The sequence below is a fragment of the Lactobacillus sp. XV31L genome, from assembly GCF_059900865.1.
In genome coordinates this window covers 314,148-334,148 of sequence record NZ_JBWXGC010000001.1, presented here as the reverse complement: position 1 = coordinate 334,148, position 20,001 = coordinate 314,148, and the positions used below count along the sequence as shown (strand labels likewise).

The 20,001-nt window shown below is 45.7% G+C and carries 17 protein-coding genes and 3 pseudogenes; 13 read left to right on the top strand and 7 right to left on the bottom strand.

Features of this window, described 5'->3' with window-relative positions:
• The coding region (locus tag AC2JF7_RS01595; RefSeq protein ID WP_500726364.1) for a hypothetical protein at positions 1–182 on the top strand (182 nt) is incomplete at its 5' end.
• Positions 183–457: 275 nt separating this feature from the next.
• Positions 458–1,558: a serine hydrolase domain-containing protein gene (locus AC2JF7_RS01590; RefSeq protein ID WP_500726404.1), complete on the top strand. Its 1,101-nt coding sequence runs from the start codon at positions 458–460 to the stop codon at positions 1,556–1,558.
• Between the two features lie 101 nt (positions 1,559–1,659).
• Here AC2JF7_RS01590 and AC2JF7_RS01585 read toward each other — a convergent pair whose 3' ends face one another.
• Both AC2JF7_RS01585 and AC2JF7_RS01580 read right to left on the bottom strand, forming a co-directional pair.
• Positions 1,660–4,497, bottom strand: a complete 2,838-nt coding sequence (locus AC2JF7_RS01585) for a DEAD/DEAH box helicase (protein WP_500726362.1) — start codon at positions 4,495–4,497, stop codon at positions 1,660–1,662.
• 64 nt (positions 4,498–4,561) lie between these two features.
• Positions 4,562–5,389, bottom strand: coding sequence for an exodeoxyribonuclease III (locus tag AC2JF7_RS01580; protein ID WP_500726360.1), 828 nt, complete (start codon positions 5,387–5,389; stop codon positions 4,562–4,564).
• A gap of 359 nt (positions 5,390–5,748) precedes the next feature.
• On the opposite strand from AC2JF7_RS01580, the gene AC2JF7_RS01575 reads away from it, so the two are divergent.
• A complete protein-coding gene (locus AC2JF7_RS01575; RefSeq protein WP_500726358.1) occupies positions 5,749–6,759 on the top strand; it encodes a D-2-hydroxyacid dehydrogenase in 1,011 nt (336 codons plus the stop codon).
• A gap of 152 nt (positions 6,760–6,911) precedes the next feature.
• Here the strand turns inward: AC2JF7_RS01575 and AC2JF7_RS01570 are convergent, their stop codons facing one another.
• Positions 6,912–7,676: a pyrroline-5-carboxylate reductase family protein gene (locus AC2JF7_RS01570; protein ID WP_500726356.1), complete on the bottom strand. Its 765-nt coding sequence runs from the start codon at positions 7,674–7,676 to the stop codon at positions 6,912–6,914.
• A 34-nt stretch (positions 7,677–7,710) separates the two neighbouring features.
• The gene (locus AC2JF7_RS01565) at positions 7,711–8,415 is read right to left on the bottom strand and encodes a YjjG family noncanonical pyrimidine nucleotidase (protein WP_500726355.1); all 705 of its coding nucleotides are present in this window, start codon (positions 8,413–8,415) and stop codon (positions 7,711–7,713) included.
• A gap of 611 nt (positions 8,416–9,026) precedes the next feature.
• Between AC2JF7_RS01565 and nrdJ the strand changes: the two are divergent.
• Positions 9,027–11,261, top strand: a pseudogene (gene nrdJ / locus AC2JF7_RS01560) (ribonucleoside-triphosphate reductase, adenosylcobalamin-dependent).
• Between the two features lie 62 nt (positions 11,262–11,323).
• On the opposite strand, the gene AC2JF7_RS01555 reads toward nrdJ, so the two are convergent.
• Positions 11,324–11,494, bottom strand: coding sequence for a hypothetical protein (locus AC2JF7_RS01555; RefSeq protein WP_500726353.1), 171 nt, complete (start codon positions 11,492–11,494; stop codon positions 11,324–11,326).
• A gap of 14 nt (positions 11,495–11,508) precedes the next feature.
• Between AC2JF7_RS01555 and AC2JF7_RS01550 the strand changes: the two genes are divergently transcribed.
• The 4 genes and pseudogenes from AC2JF7_RS01550 to AC2JF7_RS01535 all read left to right on the top strand — a co-directional run bounded on the left by AC2JF7_RS01550 (position 11,509) and on the right by AC2JF7_RS01535 (position 14,640).
• Entirely contained in the window at positions 11,509–11,697 is a 189-nt protein-coding gene (locus AC2JF7_RS01550; protein ID WP_500726351.1) for a DUF4430 domain-containing protein, read from the top strand.
• Between the two features lie 4 nt (positions 11,698–11,701).
• A pseudogene (locus AC2JF7_RS01545) lies at positions 11,702–12,249 on the top strand (ECF transporter S component).
• Complete coding sequence (locus AC2JF7_RS01540; RefSeq protein WP_500726349.1) at positions 12,227–12,769, top strand: cob(I)yrinic acid a,c-diamide adenosyltransferase; 543 nt, start codon at positions 12,227–12,229, stop codon at positions 12,767–12,769. The pseudogene AC2JF7_RS01545 and the gene AC2JF7_RS01540 overlap by 23 nt, the downstream one beginning before the upstream one ends.
• Before the next feature lie 152 nt (positions 12,770–12,921).
• A pseudogene (locus AC2JF7_RS01535) lies at positions 12,922–14,640 on the top strand (IS1182 family transposase).
• A gap of 7 nt (positions 14,641–14,647) precedes the next feature.
• Here AC2JF7_RS01535 and AC2JF7_RS01530 read toward each other — a convergent pair.
• The gene (locus AC2JF7_RS01530; RefSeq protein ID WP_500726347.1) at positions 14,648–15,511 is read right to left on the bottom strand and encodes an NAD(P)-dependent oxidoreductase; all 864 of its coding nucleotides are present in this window, start codon (positions 15,509–15,511) and stop codon (positions 14,648–14,650) included.
• Positions 15,512–15,699: 188 nt separating this feature from the next.
• The gene (locus tag AC2JF7_RS01525; RefSeq protein WP_500726345.1) at positions 15,700–16,014 is read right to left on the bottom strand and encodes a MerR family transcriptional regulator; all 315 of its coding nucleotides are present in this window, start codon (positions 16,012–16,014) and stop codon (positions 15,700–15,702) included.
• A 177-nt stretch (positions 16,015–16,191) separates the two neighbouring features.
• On the opposite strand from AC2JF7_RS01525, the gene AC2JF7_RS01520 reads away from it, so the two are divergent.
• The 5 genes from AC2JF7_RS01520 (at position 16,192) to AC2JF7_RS01500 (ending at position 19,959) form a co-directional block, all read left to right on the top strand.
• A complete protein-coding gene (locus AC2JF7_RS01520) occupies positions 16,192–16,800 on the top strand; it encodes an NAD(P)H-binding protein (protein ID WP_500726343.1) in 609 nt (202 codons plus the stop codon).
• A gap of 10 nt (positions 16,801–16,810) precedes the next feature.
• Complete coding sequence (locus AC2JF7_RS01515) at positions 16,811–17,455, top strand: NAD(P)H-binding protein (RefSeq protein ID WP_500726341.1); 645 nt, start codon at positions 16,811–16,813, stop codon at positions 17,453–17,455.
• A 16-nt stretch (positions 17,456–17,471) separates the two neighbouring features.
• Entirely contained in the window at positions 17,472–18,311 is an 840-nt protein-coding gene (locus tag AC2JF7_RS01510; RefSeq protein ID WP_500726339.1) for an SDR family oxidoreductase, read from the top strand.
• Positions 18,311–19,354 carry a zinc-dependent alcohol dehydrogenase family protein gene (locus AC2JF7_RS01505; protein ID WP_500726337.1) on the top strand — a complete coding sequence of 348 codons (1,044 nt, stop codon included), beginning with the start codon at positions 18,311–18,313 and terminating at the stop codon, positions 19,352–19,354. Before AC2JF7_RS01510 ends, AC2JF7_RS01505 begins: the two co-directional genes overlap by 1 nt.
• Positions 19,355–19,545: 191 nt before the next feature.
• Entirely contained in the window at positions 19,546–19,959 is a 414-nt protein-coding gene (locus AC2JF7_RS01500; RefSeq protein WP_500726335.1) for a YjdF family protein, read from the top strand.
• Positions 19,960–20,001 lie beyond the last annotated feature (42 nt).

The window sequence follows — 20,001 nt, the reverse complement described above, 5'->3', positions numbered from 1 at the left end:
ATATTTTGCCAGTTCTTTATCCTCTTGTCAAGGACTTTTTTCCGGCCCGCTCTTGCTCTTTATTAAACAACAGCGCTTTTTATCTTACTAAAGCTGCTCTTCTTTGTCAAGCGCTTTTGCTTAAGATTTTTGCTGCCAGGCCCTTGAATTCTTACTGCTCTGTGCCTGACGACAGTTATTAATACTAGCAAGAATCTAGCCCTTTTGCAAGTCTTTTTGAATACCTTTTTTAAAAAAGATTCTAAAGCCTATGGTTACAGCTTTTCTTACTGCAAAAGTTCTTACTACAGTTATGTAACCGTCCAAGCAAGTCATCAATATTACTATTATTGTCAAACAAACTTAACACTTTCGCATACCTTTATCGGTTCAAACGTTTTATAATGTACTAACTATCATTAAGGAGAATAATTATATTTTGAAACACAAAATTTTAACATTATCTGCTGCTGTAATTATGGGAATATCTTTGCCTGCAATTACTGGAGCTGGGAAAGTTCAAGCCGAAAGTACAACTATAAGCACAACTAATAATCAAACAGAAATGTACAATTTTGTTAGGAGTACATTCAAAAAACATCATGTTCGCGGCGTAGTGACCGTCGTAAAGGATGGCATCCCCCAGACTATCAGTTATGGTTACGCTTGGTATGGCAAACGCATTGGCAATGGCAATTCCAAGGTTGTTTACCCCACTGCATCACTTCAAAAGGTATTAACTGGGGCTATGATTGTTCAATTGATAAACGAGACTCGCAACACATACCGAGCCTTTTCGCAATACACCAAGATTTCGCGTTGGTATCCTAACTTAAAAAATGCCAATAATATTTCAGTAGGGAACCTTTTAACCCATACTTCTGGAATCACCGCCGCCCAAACCGAAGTCAACCGCGGATACACCTATTCAGAAAAAAACGCAGTCAACTGGGTTGTCAACCATGTTAACTCATCTGCTTCAGATGCAGTTGGAAGCTACCACTACAACAACAGCAACTATATCTTGCTTACTGGCATTATCCGTAAAGTTACTGGTCAGTCTTATGCGGCTAACTTCCAAAACCGCATTATTGATAAGTTGAACTTGCAAAACACTTACCTTTACCAGAACATCCCCAAGGGAAAGACCGATCCCATTTCTTACTTTTCAAATGGAGGGAAAAATTACCAAAAAGCCAGCTACTTTAAGCGCAGTTTTGCCTCGCAGCTTCCAGGAGCAGGTAATCTTTTCAGCACGCCTAAGGAGTATTACAAAATGCAAGTCGGTTTGACCGATGGAACCATTCTTAGTCAAGGTGACTTTAATTATTTAACTCACCTAAAAAGTAAGATTACTAACTATTCTGGCGGCATGTACCTGAAGCAAAACGACACCCTCAAACTTGCATATGGCAGTCTTAACACAATGCACTTTGGAACTTGGGTCCAGCTGACAACGGACAATCAAAATGGAATAGTTATGTTCTTGAACCAAACTAATGACAATGAAAATGATGAAAAGGACGTGGGTTATGAAATATTGCAGCACATTAAGCCCAATACCTTCTCTGCCCGGTAAAAAAGAATCTTCAAAATTTAGATAAATAAACGAGCTCCTAAAGTTAGACAACTTTGGAGCTCGTTTTACTTTGCCAACAACTGATTTATAGCAGCTGTTTCTTATTCATCAAATAATAATTCATACATTTTTGCGGGCAAGGGTTGGCGCAACATGAGATTCATCCCTATTGCCGGCTTCCTTTTAGGCCCCAATAGTTCCTCTTTAACCGTTTGCTTTTGTATATCAGCTTGACCTAAATAGAAAAACCGTTTGCCTATTGCATCGCTTTTCTTAACGAATAAGTGCAGCTTCATGTGCGGCGTATGCAGCAAGCGTTGCACTTCGTCTGATTCCATGTGGCGAGGCGTTCTGGTATACCATCGCAAGCTGCGCCCATCTTCTAAAGTATTGTGGTATAGCGCACTGCGTTTTTGGTCTGCATCCTTTTTATAAGTAATAAAAATCGGGGTCTCATCCTTGTCCACCCGGTAGCCATACATGGGCGCAGATACGTCTTTAGGCCAGTTTAACAAACGGCAGGCATCCTTGCGGTCATAGCTTTGGTAAAGAGTAAACTGCTGCTTGTTGTCATATTCTTGGTTCATTTCCAAGCCTGTTTTGACCACGTCCACAAACAGTTGCTTAAAAGTTTGATTGTTTCGCAGGGCTTGAGTCAACGAAGGCACTAGTTGATAGTCCAACAGGTTAAGCCTTTCAACTAGGGGCGTATTGCCATATTGGGCTTTTTTAGTCGTCTTACCCTGCTTAATATCAAAGAAGGAGAGCGACAAAACTTCATCCACTGAGTTTAAAACAGCACTATTGACATAGGCCCCAACTTTTTGCAAAGCTTGCTCAAACTCGCTTTGACTGACTTGCTTATGGTCTAACAGCATCTGCAAGAGTATCAATTCATGTGGCCTTTTGCCGTTTAATAGTTCCTTGGTCACAAAGGACAAAACCGCATTTTCATACGGATTCAGGTTAACCTTTTCACCCATTTTTAGTAAAAATTGTCCATAATTTTGCAGACTATGGTTGTCTGCAAAGACAGTAGGCGATGTTGAACCATAGCGATTAAAATCAAACAACAACGGGGGACGACCAATTTTTTCCTTTAGTTCTAAATACGACTGCCGTAATTCCTTGATGCTGTCAAGCTTGATCCGGTCAAGTGACGCCAAGATCTTATCTGAAGCTACTTGGCTGAAGTTAATGGTTGAAACATCGATCAAGCCAGGCAGCTTGCTTTCTGCTCGCGCTTGGTCCACATTGCGACTGGCATCCTGGTTTAGCGTGATTGGAATCAAGTAGTTGTTTTTATAGTTACCAATAAAGTCAATTACCGTCACATAGTCCTGGCCTGGATACTTGCGCAAGCCTCGGCCTAGTTGCTGAATAAAGATAATGCTGGACTGGGTATTGCGCAGCATAATAATCTGGTTAAGTGCTGGTATATCAACGCCTTCATTGAACAGGTCAACTGTCACAATATAGTCGATTTGGCCCTCTTCTAGTTGGCGCACAACTTGAGTTCTACGCTTTTGGCTGTCTTCATTAGTCAGAGCAACCGCTGGATGCTTTTTAGCAGTAAAAGCTTTAGCTAATTCGCGCGCTTCCTCCTGCCGACTACAAAAAACGAGTCCCTTGGCTTGATTGCCGCAATAGCCATAATAGTCTAGCTGCCGGAGTACGTAGGCCACTCGCTCAGGTGCAAGCAGGTTCCGCAAATTAGTAGTCTCGTCAATGCTTTCACCACCTGTCTCATAATCCTCTACGCCGACATAATGAAATGGTGCCAGCATCTTTTCTTCCAGTGCACCACGCAAGCGGATCTCATAGGCAAGATTATAGTCAAAAAGACGGTAGACATCTTGATCATCCATCCGTTCAGGCGTGGCTGTCATCCCTAACCAAAATTTCGGCTTAAACTTGGCAAAGACCTTTTGATAGCTTGGGGCAGCCGCACGGTGGGCCTCATCAATCAAAATATAATCGAATTCATCGGCTGACATACTGTTTAGCATGGCAGCTTGACTTAGCGTCTGCACTGTTGCAAAGACATACTTGCAGTCACATTCATGCTTGTGCCCGGTTAAGAGGCCATAGTCTTCTTGCTTACCGCCAATTACCTGGTAAAAACTAGCTAATGCCTTTTTGGCAACCTGCTCTCGGTGAACGACATATAAAAATTTGTGCGGCTTAAAGTTTTTAACAGCAAAAGCCCCTAAATAGGTCTTACCCGTCCCAGTTGCCGACACAATCAGCCCCCGTTTTTGACCTGCCTCTACTAGACCATTCAATTCATGAAGTGCTGCTTCCTGCATCTTATTGGGCATAATTGCTTTGCCAAGTTGACTTTGTTGTACTTTAGCTTGTGGCTGCACCCAGTTTTTTTCATATTCATCAAGCCAGTCCACGGTTAACGGCTTGCTGCTTGCCTTTAGTGCTTGCAATTGAATTGCAAGTTGGCTGGCCAGAGTTGCCTTTTCCTTTGTGCTGATCTTTAGTGCCCATTCATAATTGCTGAGTAGTGCAGACCGCGTAAAATTAGCACTGCCAATCACAATCGTCTGCCAGCTCGTGTGCTCAAAGAGGTAACCCTTGGCGTGAAAGCCAGCCTGCTGGGCAATTTTCACGGTCAAATTAGGTATTTTCATCAATTCATAAAAGACCTTGGGCTCATTAAAGGCCAAGTAGTCGCCAGTAATTAGCGTACCCCTAATGCCCTTTTGGGCAAGATCAGCCATGACCACTTTAAAGGGTACCAACATATCTGTCGTTACAAAGGCCACTACCCAGGTAAAGCCTTGACAAGTCAACAGTTCCTGGCGCAAAGTCAGCCAAATATTATCATCTTTATTGTTTTGCAAAAGCTTTGGGCTCAAGATTTCATGGCCGGGATAAGTCGGATCATATAGGCCATTTAGTATGGCATCCTGGATTGGTTCGTTCATTTTGTCACCTCTTTAGTCATCTTAAATAAAAGAAAAAGAAATCCAGAATTGGATTTCCTTACTTCTACAGGTCAATTTCAAGTAAAATCGGACAATGATCAGCACGAATCCCAGTGTCCATCATCTCCGAGCGCGTTACCTTGTCTGCAATCCGATCGCTAGTGAGCCAATAGTCAATCCTCCAGCCTGAATTATTGGCCTTAGCCGTTTTGACCCGCTGGGCCCACCAGGAATAGACACCTTCAACCTTGCCATTTACCTTTCTAAAAGTATCCGTAAAACCGGCCTCAAGCAAGTTGCTAAAGTCAGCTCGCTCCTCATCTGTGAAGCCAGCAGATTGGTGGTTATTATCAGGATGTTTTAGGTCAATTTCCGTATGGGCACAATTATAGTCACCACTAGCCAAAACGGGCTTCTTTTGGTCCAATTGCTTCATATAAGCAATATACTTTTCATCCCAAACCTGCCGCTCGTCCAAACGCTTTAAGCCATTGCCTGAATTAGGCGTATACACCTGGGTAACAAAGTAGTTGGGAAATTCCAGAGTAATGATTCTGCCCTCATCGTCCATCGGGGTTGGCGCACCAATTTTAGGAAAAGCAGCCTTAGGCTTTAGGTCTTTTTGATAAAGGTACATCGTACCAGCATAACCCTTGCGCGCAGGCTCTTCAGCCGAGCGCCAAACAAAATCGTATTCTGGGAATTCTGCTGCCAAAATTTCCTGGTGCTTTTTAGTGGGGCCGGTTGCACGCAATTTAGTTTCTTGAAGTGCGATTATATCTGCTTTTTGATCATGTATTTTTTGCAAGATTTTGCGCGTCTCCACCGCCCGCGAGGATGTACCGGTTAAGGCCGCATTTAGTGAGTCGATATTCCACGAAATTAAGATCATTTGTTTCTCCTTTTTCTAGTCCTCTACATTATATAGTTTTTATTATGCGACACAAAATTTCAGCACTAAAATTTAGATTCTTTTGCCTGAATACGAATCAGGGCTGCAAATAAAATCTCTATTCACTGCCACATGAGACTCATTTTTATTAACTGTAACATCATTCACTAACTTAACTAAAAGTTTATATTTTGCTTGCCTAGCAGCATTTTACTTGTACCAGTAGTGTTGTAAGCGATTACCATTATATTGAGACAAAATAAAAGTAACTTTTGCACAATTTTTAGATTTTATTTATCTAATAGCAAGTGTATAATAGCACAAGAGACAATAATAATAATCTGTGGAGGTTAGATTTTATGACTAAAATTTTTGCTTACGCCATTCGCAAGGACGAAGAACCTTACGTTCAAGAATGGAAAAAAGCTCATGAGGATATTGCCGTTGACTTTACTGACCAGCTTTTGACACCTGAAACAGCAGCTTTAGCCGACGGTGCTGACGGTGTTGTTACTTATCAACAATTAGACTATAAGGCTGATACAATTGAAGCACTTGACCACCTTGGCATTCACAACTGGTCCATCCGCAACGTCGGGATTGACAACATTGATTTACAAAGGGCTAAGACTCTTGGTTTCAAATTGACTAACGTCCCAGTCTATTCACCAGATGCAATCGCTGAACATGCTGCTATTCAAGCTGCACGGGTTTTGCGTCAAGATAAGGCAATGGATGCTAAGATGGCTAAGCATGACTTCCGTTGGGCACCAACAATTGGTCGTGAAGTACGTGACCAAACTGTTGGTGTTGTCGGCACTGGTCATATTGGTCAAGTCTTCATGAAGATAATGGAAGGCTTTGGTGCTAAGGTCATCGCTTATGATATCTTCAAGAATCCTGAACTGGAAAAGAAGGGATACTACGTTGATGACTTAGATGACCTCTATGCCCAAGCTGATGTGATTACTCTTCACGTTCCTGATACCCCAGAAAATATCCATATGATTAACGACGAATCCATCAAAAAGATGAAGGACGATGTTGTTATTGTTAACGTTTCTCGTGGTCCGCTGGTTGACACTGACGCTGTCATTCGCGGCTTAGACTCAGGCAAGATCTTTGGCTTTGTGATGGATACTTATGAAGACGAAGTTGGCATTTTCAACAATGACTTTAGCGACAAAGACTTACCAGACCAACGCTTAGCTGACCTAATTGCTCGGCCAAATGTACTGGTAACCCCGCACACCGCCTTTTACACTACCCATGCTGTTCGTAACATGGTGATCAAAGCTTTTGACAACAACTTGAAGTTGATCAAGGGTGAAAAACCTGACACTCCTGTTGACTTAGACAAAGAATTTTAAATTACAAACTTATTCCCCTTCTTAAATACATTTAAAATTCGAGTTAATCTAAAGAAAGTACTGAAAAATTTCAGTACTTTCTTTTTGTTTAGCAAAAAACGGAATATGCACTGCTTATGCACACCCCGTTTAATATTTATTACGCGTCCATTTTAATTTGCTGAAGCATTAATTGCTTGAATCAGCGCATTTCTAAAGCCCATTTCTTCAAGCTTGACCACACCCTTAATGGTTGATCCGCCAGGTGTAGTTACTTCATCTTTCAATTCTTCTGGCAATTTGCTCTGCGTTAAAGCCAACTTTGCTGTACCCAAAATCATCTTTTCAATGATAGCATAAGAATCAGCGCGTTTAAGACCATTTTGGACAGCCCCATCGCTTAAAGCTTCAATCATCATATCCACATAAGCAGGTGCACAACCTGCAACTGTACCATAAATAGTTAATTTCTCTTCTGGCACCACGTAAACGTCGCCTAGGAGACTAAGGAGCTCTTTGACCTCATTAACCACTTCTTCTTTTGCAGTAGCAGCAAAACTAACTGCCGTAATCCCCTCGCCAATTTGAACTGGGGTATTGGGAACGATCTTTACAAATGAAGATCCAGCAGGAAGATTGTGGTTAATCTCAACCAAGTCACCGCCACCCGTTGACAAAATAATGCCGTGGTACTTTTCACCCAATTCACTAATAATGCCAGCTTCTGCAGGGCCACCCACAGCAACGACTACAGCCGTGCAGCCGTTAAAGTCTGCATAATCATTGACTAGGTGCAGATCATATTTAGCAGCCACCTTGCGAGCAGATTGGTGATTGCCGCCTAAAACAGAGATGTCTTGGGCCGCTAGCCCAGAATGGAGCAGCCCACGAATAATTGCCGTGCCAATCTTGCCCGTGCCAATAAATCCAACTTTCATTTTGTCTCCTTTACTATTTTAGTTAACGTATGTCTTATTCATGTTTAAAATTATTTTTAAGCAGCGTGACCAATTGCGGATAATTATCTACTTCATACAAGGGATGCAGGTGCAGATTATTCTTGCGGTGGCGATGGTTGTACCAAACACTGGCAAAGCCATAGTTTTCTGCACCCAGAATATCTGATTGTAGTCCATCACCAAAAAAGACAGTCTCGCCTGGTCCTATCTTAGTCCGACTAAAAAAATAGTCAAAAATCTGCGGGTCTGGCTTGGAAAAGCCTGCCTCTTCTGAAGTAACAATCAAGGAGAAGTAGTCTAATAGACCGGCACGCTCAAGGCGGTGGCGCTGCATATAAGTTTCACCATTGCTCAAAACGCTTAGCTGGTAGCCCTGATGTTTGGCAAAGCGTAGGGTATCCTCGACTCCAGGCAACAAGTGGTAAGATTCACCAAAGTATGAACGATATTCATTCATAATTGCACTGCCGTCAACCACAATTCCCAAATTTTCCTTAAGAAAATGGCTAAAAACCGTTCTGCTGAGCTGATCGTAGTCAATCTTTCCGCGTTCCAAGCTGCGCCACAAGCCCTGGTTATAGGCATGGTAGCGCCGCTGGAGCTCATCGCTCAACTGCCAGTGGTGGGCATTAAAAAGACTGTGCAAGGCAAAATCTTCCGTAGCAGCAAAATCAATCAGAGTGTCATCAACATCAAAAATTATTTGCTTAAATCGCACATCACCCTCTCCTTTCATTGCTTTCAAAAAATAGATCTTAATTAAAGATAAGTGGAAGACTATTATACCAATTTTTAGGGGAGGATGGGACTATTAATTATTTTTAAAGTCTGCCTCTATCCCTTTAGCTCTTGATTAAAATATCCTATAATATTTTTTAACATTATTTGAAGGGGTGGTTGTATATGCTTTCCTTATTGTTGCTTTTTGCCTTTTTATGGCTCTTTGTGAAGCTGGGAATAGGTATCTTTAAGATTATCTTATTTATCCTAGTTTGCGGTTTAGGTGCTTTTTTCTTTATTCATTTGCTGCTACCCCTGGTACTGGTGGGCGGGTTGACTTGGTGCGCATTTGCCCTAATCAGACATTAATTACATAACAAAATATATTTTGGTGCAATAAGATATTACTTATTGCACTTTTTTTGTGCAAACAATTCTATACAATTTTTTATACTTGTTATTGCCTACTCCTGCTTGAACTAATAATTTTCATGCCCAACTAATTCTTCATTCCCACTATCAAACACAAGATATTGTGGTATAGTTATAATAGTAACCATAGATGATGTGTTAGCGGAACATTTTTAAATTTTAGGAGCAACTTTGAATATGAAAAATCCGAGCATCTCACTTGATCAGGCCTATATCGAGCGAGTGAAACAAACCGTTAAGCCACATTGGGGAGAATTGGGCTGGGTAACCTACAAACGAACCTATGCTCGCTGGCTCCCTAGCCAAAATCGATCTGAGAATTGGGATGAAACCGTCAAGCGCGTAATTGAGGGCAATATCAACCTTGATCCCCGGTTAAAACATGACCACTCTGCAGCAGTAATTGATGAGTTAAACAACGAGGCCAAAAGCTTATTCAAACTGGTTTATGGCCTAGCCGCAACTCCCTCTGGGCGCAATCTTTGGGTTTCGGGTACAGATTACCAAAAGCGTAATGGCGACTCCCTCAACAATTGCTGGTTCATTGCCATTAGACCCCAACAATATGGAGATAGTCACATCGTTCCAGCGTACTTGGGCAAGAATAAGCCCGCAGTTTCGATGCCCTTTTCCTTTCTTTTTGACCAGTTGATGAAGGGTGGCGGCGTTGGCTTTTCTGTTGTCCAAGACAACATCAGCAAAATTCCAGTAGTCGACTAGCCAGTTGATTTAACTATTGTTATTGATCCTAAGAGTGACTCTTATGAAAAGTCAGTCAAATTAGGTGCAACTAACAAAGACGACTGGACTAAAGAAAATCAAAGCAAGGATGACTACCTCTATTACAAACTGCCTGACACACGTGAGGGGTGGATTTTAGCCAATGCACGCTTGATCGACATGCACTTCAAGCAGACTAACCCAGAGCACAAGAACAAGTTGGTTCTTGATATCAGTGATATCCGCCCATACGGTGCTAAAATCCATGGCTTTGGCGGTACCGCTTCAGGACCAATGCCACTGGTTGAGATGCTCTTTGACATCAATCAAATCATCAACCAGCGCGTTAGTGGTCACATCACTTCGGTCGATACCACTGATATCTGCAACCTAATCGGCAAGACCGTCGTGGCCGGCAACGTGCGCCGGTCAGCCGAACTGGCCCTGGGATCCAAGGACGACCAGGACTTCATCACTATGAAGCAGGATAAGGACAAGCTCTACCACCACCGCTGGGCCTCCAACAATAGTGTCGCCATTGACTCCAAGTTCAGGGACTACGAACCGATTGCTAACGGCATTAGGGAAAACGGCGAACCCGGCGTGGTCAACCTCGACCTCTCCCGGAACTACGGCCGCATTATCGACGGCTACCAGGAGGGCATCGACGGCGAGGTCGAAGGAACCAACCCGTGCGGCGAGATCTCCCTGGCCAACGGCGAACCCTGCAACCTGTTCGAGGTCTTCCCGGCCATCGCCGAGGAGCAGGGCTGGGATTTGAAAGAGGTCTTCGGCCTGGCCGCACGTTACACCAAGCGGGTAACCTTCAGCGACTACGACTGGGAAATCTCCCGCTCCATTATCTACAAGAACCGCCGGATCGGCGTCTCCATGTCCGGCATTCAGGACTGGCTGCTAAACGACCTCGGCCACCGCGTCGTTACCGGCTTCAAGGACGGCGTTGACGAGGAAACCGGCGCCAAGATCAAGGTGCCAATCTATGACCCCAAGGGCATCAAGATGGTATCAGACGCATACCAAGCGGTGGTAGACGCCGATGCTGACTACAGCAAAGCCCTGGGCTGCAAGCCGTCAATTAAGCACACGACGGTTAAGCCTTCCGGCACGGTGGCCAAATTGGCAGGTGCGTCCGAGGGGATGCAATTCCACTACGCCGGCTACTTGATTCAGCGGATTCGCTTCCAGTCATCCGACCCGCTGCTCAAGGCGCTGGATGCCTGTGGCTACCATTCCGAGCCCGACATCTACACGCCGAACACGACCTGCGTTGAGTTCCCGCTGCGGGCCGCACACGCCGATAGTGAAAACTTTGCGTTGGCCGGGACCGTTTCAATTGCCGAGCAGTTTGCCACCCAGGCCTTCCTGCAAACCTATTGGTCCGACAACGCGGTCAGCTGCACGGTGACGTTCCAAAATAACGAGGGCAACCAAATCACGCCGCTCTTAACGCAGTACCGGCATACCATCAAGTCGACCTCCCTTTTGCCTTACTACGGCGGCTCCCTCAAGCAGGCACCGAAGGAACCAATCGACAAGGCCACTTACGAAGAGCGCAAGGCCGAAATCAGCGGCAACGTTGCCACCGTTTTTGCCCAGCAAAATGACGACCAAAAGGACCTCGAACTCGTCGACCAGGCCGACTGTGAGTCCGGCGCGTGCCCGGTTAGGTAATTAACCTCCGAAGAATATTTAGCATTTTATTTAGGAGCTTTTACCATGAAAAAAACAGAGCATCAGTACTTGCAGGAATCGCCACCATTTTCATCTTCACCCTCACGGGCTGCCAAAACACGCAAAGCGGTCAAAAGCCCGCTGCTCCCCGCAAAATTACCGTCACGTATACGCTTGTTGACAAGGTTAAGAAGGACGCAATCATGAAGACCGTCAAAGTCCCCAAAAAACAACCGTGCTAACGGGCTTGAAGAAAGCCTGGAAAGTTGACAGCACTAAGGGTTTTATCACTGCTATCGACAACAGAAAGCAAGACGCCAAGAAAAAAATCTACTGGACCTACACCATTAACGGCAAGTTTGCTTCCAAGAGTGCAAATCAGCAAAAACTGGCTAAAAATGATGAGGTTAAATTCACCTTGGCAAAGATGAAGTAAGCCGATGCGCATGCTCGACTCAACCAAGAAGGTTGCGCTGCTTGCCATCCTCACGGCAATGTGCGTGGCCCTGCGTTTATTCAAAATCATTCCCGTCCCCAACGTCCAGCCGGTTACCGCCATCTTGATGATTGTGACGCTCAACGTCGGCCTCGGTTTCGGCTTTGCCCTCACCATTTTGACGATGGTTGTCTCCAACATTTACCTGGGCTTTGGCATCTGGACGGTTGCACAGATCCTGGCCTACGGCGGCTGCATCTTAACCGTTGCCCTCCTGGCCAAGGTAACGCCCCTTAAAAGCACTTTACCCTGCAATTGATTGTTGCCGCCTTTTTAGGCTGGGAATACGGCTGCTTCGTGGACTTCGGGATGTCCATTTTTGGCGGCTTCCAAGCATTTTTAGCCTATTGGGCGGGCAGTCTGACCTTTGACACCTACCACGCCGTCGGCAACTTGATCTTCTACCCCATTTTGTACAAGCCGCTCAACCTGGCGCTTGACCACTACTTAAAAAAGCAGGGAGGCTATCATGGCACTAAAAATATACACTAAGGTGGGCGATCAGGGCTTCACCAAGCAGGTTACCGGCAAAATGGTGCCCAAGTACGACCTGCAGATTGCGGCCGTGGGCGATGTTGACGAGCTCGACTCCTGCCTGGGCGTCGCAATCGCGAACCTGTCGAGCAAGTGTCAGCAGCTGCGTGCGCCACTGCTGTACTTGCAGCGCGCACTCTATGAATTGGAGAGCGACATTGTGGTCAAGCGGCATGAGGAAATCACCCCGGAAAAAGTTGAGGACCTGGAAAAGCGGATTGATGAGCTCAATACTCACATTCCGCAAATGACCCACTTTATTCTGCCCGGTGGCTGCCTTACCGCCAGCCACCTGCATTACGCGCGGACGGTCGCCCGCCGCGCCGAGCGGTCGCTGGTGCAGCTGAACGCAAAGCAGCAGGAACTGGCACCCGCGCTGCTGCAATACATCAACCGGCTGTCAGACTACCTTTTTACCTTGGCCCGCTATGCCAATGTTTTAGAAGGCGTTGAAGAAACCAAGAGCAAAAGCAAATAAGATAACATCTACTACACAAAAGAGTCTGGGAAAAAACTATCTCCCAGACCAACAAAAAAAGACGTTGAACTCAACGCCTTTTTTCGTATACATTTTGTCTTGGCCCTGATATTATTTATTTACCAAACACAAATAGATCGGAGACCAATTTCATGTACCAAAATTATACCACAGGCCAAACTGCTTTAGTACTCAATTTAGATTTTGTTATTCCCCAGGACCACCTGGTTCATGCCATTAGCCAGTTCGTTGACTCCATTCCGCTGGCAGTGCTTGAAGGCGATACTCCTGCAACCGGCAGACCGGCCTACCATCCGGCCCGCATGCTCAAGATTCTGCTCTTTGCTTATGCCCGCAAGGTCTTCTCTGGGCGCAAGATTGCCCAGATGCTGGTCGAAAACTTGCCTATGATGTACCTGGCGGACCAGCAGACCATTTCCTATCATACCATTAATAATTTTCGCTCTAGCCCGCACGCTAACCAGCTGATTAAGCAGTGCTTTCTCTACTTTAACAATCTGCTTCAAGAAGAGGGCTTTCTCTATGAGCACGCCCTCTTTATTGACGGCACCAAGATTGAAGCTGATGCCAACAAGTACTCTTTTGTCTGGAAGAAGGCCGTCGACCGCTTCCAGACCAAGCTGCAGGGTGAGGCATTAGCCCTTTATCAAGAATTAGTGGAAGAAGCAGTAGTCAAGGCCATGGCGGCAGAGGAAGTCCAAAGCAGTCAGGGCTTAAACCAACTGGCTAATGAAGTTGAAGCCAAAGTGGACCAGCTCAATCAGGCCATTGAACGGGAACCTCAAGCAATTCCGGGTGGATCCAGGCGCAAGCAGAAACGGCGCCGGTTAAAGAAACTGCTCCACCGAATTCGCCGCGACTACCAGCCCCGCGCCCAGAAGTATGAACAATACCAGCAGACCTTTAAGGGCCGCAACAGCTTCTCCAAGACCGACCACGATGCCACCTTCATGCGCATGAAGGAAGACCCGATGCTTAATGGTCAGCTGAAGCCCGGTTATAACCTGCAGCTTGCGACTAGCAACCAATACGTCATCGACTATGCTCTGTATCCTAATCCGACTGACACCAGAACCCTGGTGCCTTTTTTAGCGCAGCTGCCGGTTTTAGCAGACTTTGACCCGATTGTCGCCGATACCGGCTACGGCAGCGAATACAACTATGCCCAGTTAACCGATTACTTTCACAAGCAGTGCTATATTCCCTACACTACTTATGAAAAAGAACAGAAGCGTAAGTACCGCAATGACCCGACCAAGCCCAGCAACTGGCACTATAATGAGCAAGATGATTACTACCTGGACCACCAGGGCGTGCGCTTCTCCTTCAAACATTATTCCACTAGGCGTGACCGCTACGGCTTTGCCAGGCAATTTAAATCTATGAGGCAGACGAGTTTCAACTAAGTCCAGCCCAAACGGCTTTGGCTAAGACGCCCAGTGGCCACCAGCGCCGCCTTAACTATAACCCGACCTGGCAATACTTTAAAGCCAGCGCTCAAGTAGCGCTTCAAAGCAAGACTGGCAAACGGATCTACGGCCAACGCAAGATTGACGTGGAACCCGTCTTTGGTCACTTGAAGAACGTTTTTGGCATGCGGCGAACCCACCTCCGAGGGCAAGCAAAGGTCGAAAATGACCTAGGTTTAATGCTTATGACCATGAACTTGAGTAAATATTGGCACCGGAAGTGGCCCCAAGGGGCAACTGGGACCATCAAGCGAAATTCAGTAGAGACAAAAAGCAGGCAAATCACTAAAAAGTGGTTTGCCTGCTTTAGTTTATAAAGTCAAAGGATCTAGTTTTTTCCCAGACTCTTTATTTTGCATTTTAGTCATAACTTGGGATTGAGCCTGACCTAGTTCCACCAGAGCTTGATCAATCCCTGCGTGCCTAAGTCACCCAGACCCCGGTCGTCGACCAGCTGCTCGTACAGCTGCTTGGCCCCCTTGGTGGCTGGCAAATCGACCTTCATTTCCTGGGCCGTTTCCAAGGCAATCCGTAAGTCCTTTAAGAAGTGTTTGCTGAAAAAGCCCGGTGTATAGTCGCCCTTAAGAATCCGCGGGCCGTAGTTGGACAAGCTCCAGTTGGCCGCACTGCCAGCGCCCACCGTTTCAAGGACAGCAGGCAGGTCCAACCCCGCCTGCTTGGCATAGACCAGCATCTCGGTCATCCCCGTCATGGTGCCCGCAATCATGATCTGATTGGCCATTTTAGTGTTCTGTCCCGATCCGGCTGGGCCAAAATAGTGCACCGTCTTGCCAAAGTCATGAAAGAGTCCCTCTAAATCGTGGTAGGCCGCTTCGTCGCCGCCGACCATGATGGTCAGCGTGCCCTTCTTGGCGCCCAAGTCGCCCCCGGAAACGGGTGCATCCAGGACCTTGGCGCCGCGTTTTTCGCCTTCATCAAAGATTTTTTGGGCCAGGGACGGCTTAGAGGTCGTCATATCAACGAGATACTTGCCTTCGACGGGGGCCATCAAGAGCCCTCCTTTACCCCTGTAGACCTGTTCGACGTCAGCGGGAAAACCAACCATCGTGAAAATCACGTCGGCTTGTGCGGCTACCGCTTGGGGATGCGGGCACCAAGTAGCGCCTTTTTCAACCAGGTTGTCCGTCTTGCTCTTAGTCCGGTTGTAGACCCATAATTGGTGCCCCGCCTTTAAGATATTCAAGCAAATTGCATTGCCCATCACGCCTGTACCAATAAAACCGATTTTCATCAAGAAGCCCTCCTTAATAATTATTATCTTGTTAATATCATCATACTAGCTTACCAATTAATTTGTACCATTAATTTAAAATTATTTTTGCTTCAACGAATGCAGCTTTGCAATGTTTGAGGGCTCATATGAATCTGGTTTTTGATTAATCAACGTATCGGCATAATGGGCTACTTTTTTATTAATGGTTACCAATGCTGGTTGAATTCACTAATTTCTGCCAGCGTTCGCTGCTGCTGATCCAGCATGATTTGATAACGTTCAGGAACAGTTGCTTCTCCCTGCTTGACTAATTGCAAATAGTGCTGGATGTTTTTCAGGGGCATCCCCGTTTCACGCAAGCAAATAATGATTTTAATCCATTCTAAGTCCACGTCATCAAAGATTCGGTTGTTGTTCTCATCTCGTTTTACATAGGGCAACATCCCATGATTGTCATAATAGCGCAGAGTATAGGCGGTCAGGCCCACTTTATCAGCAGCTTCGTGCACACTGTAATTCAATCGCAATACACCTCCCTTTTTCTTTTAAAAGCAGTATAGAGCTTCTTTAGCCTACGCGCTACTTTTAAGTTGTTAAATGCTATCACAACAGATTTTTATTTTTTTAATTTTGCCTTGCCTTACAGTAAGTCTAAGGTAATACAATTAGCATACTTGCTATAAGAAAGGACAAGATCAATGACCAAAGTTTTAATTATTGGTGCTACCGGGTCGATTGGCCGCGTTACCAGACAGTATTTTTTAGATCATTCAGACGATCAGTTGACCCTAATGGCGCGCCACATCGATTCTTTGCAAAACACAATCAATCCCCACCGTGAACGCCTAATTGCAGGAGATGTGACTGTCGCCGCTAGCCTACACGAAGCGCTTTTAGGGCAAGATGTGGTTTTTGCGGCTTTAAGTGGAGATTTACCTCAAATGGCGCCCTCCTTAGTCGATCAAATGACTAAGGCCGGCATTGAGCGCTTGCTATTCATTAGTTCTATGGGCATTTATAATGAAATCCCCGCATCTATCGGTGCTGCAGGCAAACTAAAGAACAACCCGGTACTATCCAGCTACCGCCAGGCTGCGGACATTATCGCGGATTCTGCTTTGAACTATACCATTATTCGACCCGGCTGGTTTGATAATGGCAACGATATCGACTACCAGGTTACCCACAAGGGCGAACCCTTTGGCGGTCATGACGTCTCCCGCAGGAGCATCGCCGACTTAGTCTTACGGCTAGCACATGATCCGCAACTTGGCAGTCGCGACAGCTTAGGTATTAATCGAGCATAGGAGGTGGGCCATGAAGGTCTTAATTTTAGCTGCTAATGGGCAGATTGCCCACATTGTTGAACGTCGCATCTTAACCGAACCGGCCTTTAATAAGGTGAATTTGACGCTTGGCTTACGCCAAAGCCAGCGATTGGCTGATTTTAACAAACAGGCTCACGTTCTTGAGGTCGACTTGACCAAGGCCGCAGACGTAGAACGAGCAGTTGCCGGTCAAGATCTGGTTTTTGTTGGCGTTGTAGATCACAGTCCCAAAAATGTGATTACTAAAAACGTCATTGCTGCCATGAAAAAGCAAAACGTGCAGCGCATCATCTTCACCAATATTCTTGGCTTATATAACGAAGTGGGCGGTGAATTTGGCCGCTGGAACCACGAGCAGGTCTTGCCTGGGCTCCAAGAAGCTATCAATTCTGACCGATTGCTAGCAGCATCAGGCCTTAAGTACACTACTTTGCGTCTGCCTTGGCTCAATGATCGCGATGAAGTCAAATATACTATTACCACACGCAACCAGCCATACAATGGCGTTTCTGGATCGCGCCAAAGTATTGCAGACGTGATTTTGCAAATCATTGCCAACCCGAGTCTTTTCGTCAATGAAAGCATTGGCATTGCTGATCCAGATACCCAGGGCGAAGAGCGCCCGGTCTATTAAAAAGGAGAAATTAATAATGAATAAACCAGTTATGTTAGTAGTCGGCGCCGGTCAAATTAGCATGGCCATAGCCCGAAGAATGGGTGCCGACCAAAAAATCATTTTGGGAGACAAAAACATCCAAAATGCCCAAACTATAGGCAAAACAATGGCTGAAGCCGGCTTTGATGTTGAACCAGTAGAAATGGACCTGTCATCTCGCCAATCTATTCGGCAAATGATTGCAACCGGTCAAAAATACGGGCCAATCACAACTTTGATTAATGGCGCTGGCTTATCGCCCAGCCAGGCATCAATTGAGGCCATCTTGAAGGTTGATCTCTACGGTACTGCCGTATTGCTGGAAGAAGTCGGACACGTTATTGCCCCGGGCGGCGTTGGCGTGACCATTACCAGTCAATCTGGCCACCGCATGCCCGCATTAACGCCTAAGCAAGACGAACAACTGGCCCTCACTCCTACTGAAGAACTGCTGGATTTGGAGCTGCTGCAAGTTGAAAATATTAAGGATACTCTGCATGCCTATCAACTGGCCAAGCGCTGCAACGAAAAACGGGTAATGGCGGAAGCATTAAAGTGGTCTAGGCAAGGGGCCCGCTTAAATGCTATCGCACCGGGCATCATCGTTACGCCGCTTGCTTTAGATGAGTTTAACGGCATTCGTGGCGACTTCTATAAAGAAATGTTTGCTAAGTCGCCAGCCGGTCGGCCTGGAACAGCTGATGAGGTAGCCAACGTAGCAGAATTATTGCTGAATTCAAAGGGCGCCTTTATTACCGGTTCAACCTTTTTAATTGATGGTGGTGCTACAGCCAACTTTTATTATGGCGATAAAATAAGAGGGGGAAAGCAATAATGAAAACGGCAACTTTTATTGAACCTGGAAAAATTGAATTGCACGAATATTCTCATCCTGAAATTAAATCGGAAACCGATGCAATCATTAAAATTGTTCGTACGTGTGTCTGCGGTTCCGACCTGTGGTGGTACCGGGGCATCTCCCAGCGCCCGCACAATACTACTGTTGGACACGAAGCCATTGGCATCGTGGAAGAAGTGGGGGCTGAGGTAACTAACGTGCACCCCGGCGACTTCGTCATTGCCCCGTTTACACATGGCTGCGGATATTGCGCTGCCTGTCTTGCCGGCTTTGACGGCGACTGCCTTAACCAGAGCGATGAGCCTAACGGTGGCTATCAGGGGGAATATCTCAGGTTTCAAAATGCAGCCTGGGCACTCATTAAAATACCCGGCCACCCCAGTGATTATACTGACGACCAACTAAATGATCTGTTAACTTTAGCAGATGTAATGGCTACCGGTTACCACGCAGCCACCAGTGCCGAGGTGAAGGACGGCGATACGGTCGTAGTCTTCGGTGATGGCGCCGTAGGTTTATGCGGTGTCATTGCAGCCAAATTATTGGGCGCAAAGAAAATTATCGCCATGAGCCGCCATGAAGACCGCCAGCGATTGGCACGGGAATTTGGCGCAACCGCTATTGTTCCCAAGCGCGGTGAAGAGGCCGTTCAAAGGGTAATGGATTTAACTTCTGGTAATGGTGCTGATGCCGTCTTAGAGTGTGTCGGAACCGAGCAATCCGTTGCAACCGCGATGCAGGTCGGACGTCCGGGAGCAGTTGTCGGACGCGTTGGTGTTCCCCAAAAAGCGGAAATGAATACCAATAACTTATTCTGGAAGAACATTGGCTTGCGCGGTGGTATTGCAGCCGTAACAAGCGATGACCGCAAGGTTTTACTGGATGCTGTTTTAAAAGGACAGATCCATCCCGGCAAGGTCTTCACTAAGCGCTTCACACTAGACCAGATTCAGGCAGCGTACGAGGCGATGGATCGCCGCAAAGCAATCAAGTCATTAGTAATCGTCAGCGAATTATAATCCGCTCATAATAAATGCTTTTTAGTCTGAAAATTATACCAGCTAGTATTAATTTTACGATATAATTTTTTGTAGAAAGCAAAAACACTATTCGGTTGGTAGTCCGAATGTTCAAACAATTGAATCAGTAACCTTCCTCCTAGGTCGTCCGGCTTTCCTAATTAATCATTTTTATTTAGGAGGAACACATTGTGTTAAAGGAAAAGCTAACCATCATCTTTGATGATCCATTTTATAAGGCTATTTTTGAGAAAATTGACGGCAGTGACTATTATGTGGCGCAAGTCAACTTGGGCGCTTCCGCCCCCCAGATGCCGGAAATCTTAAACCTTGTGAATAGAAAATATTCTCAGTTAAGCTTTTATAAAACTAGTATTGAAAAAAGCGTTGTGCAGCATGTCAACCCCAAAAGATGGCAGCGCTTGGTTAACAAAGTTGTCAAGAGCAGGGGTATCAGTACCAAAGCCCAACAGGCTTTAAAAAAGCAGTTTGAAAATTTGAAAGTGGCCAAGAAAAAAACTTCGGTTGAGCAAATGCATGAAGAAAAACAAGCGCGGTTCATTCAAAAGCAAGAAAAAAGACGTGCCAAGCACCAGGGACACTAAAAATCAAATAGTCTAGGAAGTACTTTTAGCTTAACCACTAAC

Excerpts from the sequence above, each read along its gene's own strand:
- AC2JF7_RS01590 (WP_500726404.1), top strand. The coding sequence starts at position 458 with ATGGGAATATCTTTGCCTGCAATTACTGGAGCTGGGAAAGTTCAAGCC.
- AC2JF7_RS01585 (WP_500726362.1), bottom strand. The coding sequence starts at position 4,497 with ATGAACGAACCAATCCAGGATGCCATACTAAATGGCCTATATGATCCG.
- AC2JF7_RS01580 (WP_500726360.1), bottom strand. The coding sequence starts at position 5,389 with ATGATCTTAATTTCGTGGAATATCGACTCACTAAATGCGGCCTTAACC.
- AC2JF7_RS01575 (WP_500726358.1), top strand. The coding sequence starts at position 5,749 with ATGACTAAAATTTTTGCTTACGCCATTCGCAAGGACGAAGAACCTTAC.
- AC2JF7_RS01570 (WP_500726356.1), bottom strand. The coding sequence starts at position 7,676 with ATGAAAGTTGGATTTATTGGCACGGGCAAGATTGGCACGGCAATTATT.
- AC2JF7_RS01540 (WP_500726349.1), top strand. The coding sequence starts at position 12,227 with ATGGCACTAAAAATATACACTAAGGTGGGCGATCAGGGCTTCACCAAG.
- AC2JF7_RS01530 (WP_500726347.1), bottom strand. The coding sequence starts at position 15,511 with ATGAAAATCGGTTTTATTGGTACAGGCGTGATGGGCAATGCAATTTGC.
- AC2JF7_RS01520 (WP_500726343.1), top strand. The coding sequence starts at position 16,192 with ATGACCAAAGTTTTAATTATTGGTGCTACCGGGTCGATTGGCCGCGTT.
- AC2JF7_RS01515 (WP_500726341.1), top strand. The coding sequence starts at position 16,811 with ATGAAGGTCTTAATTTTAGCTGCTAATGGGCAGATTGCCCACATTGTT.
- AC2JF7_RS01510 (WP_500726339.1), top strand. The coding sequence starts at position 17,472 with ATGAATAAACCAGTTATGTTAGTAGTCGGCGCCGGTCAAATTAGCATG.
- AC2JF7_RS01505 (WP_500726337.1), top strand. The coding sequence starts at position 18,311 with ATGAAAACGGCAACTTTTATTGAACCTGGAAAAATTGAATTGCACGAA.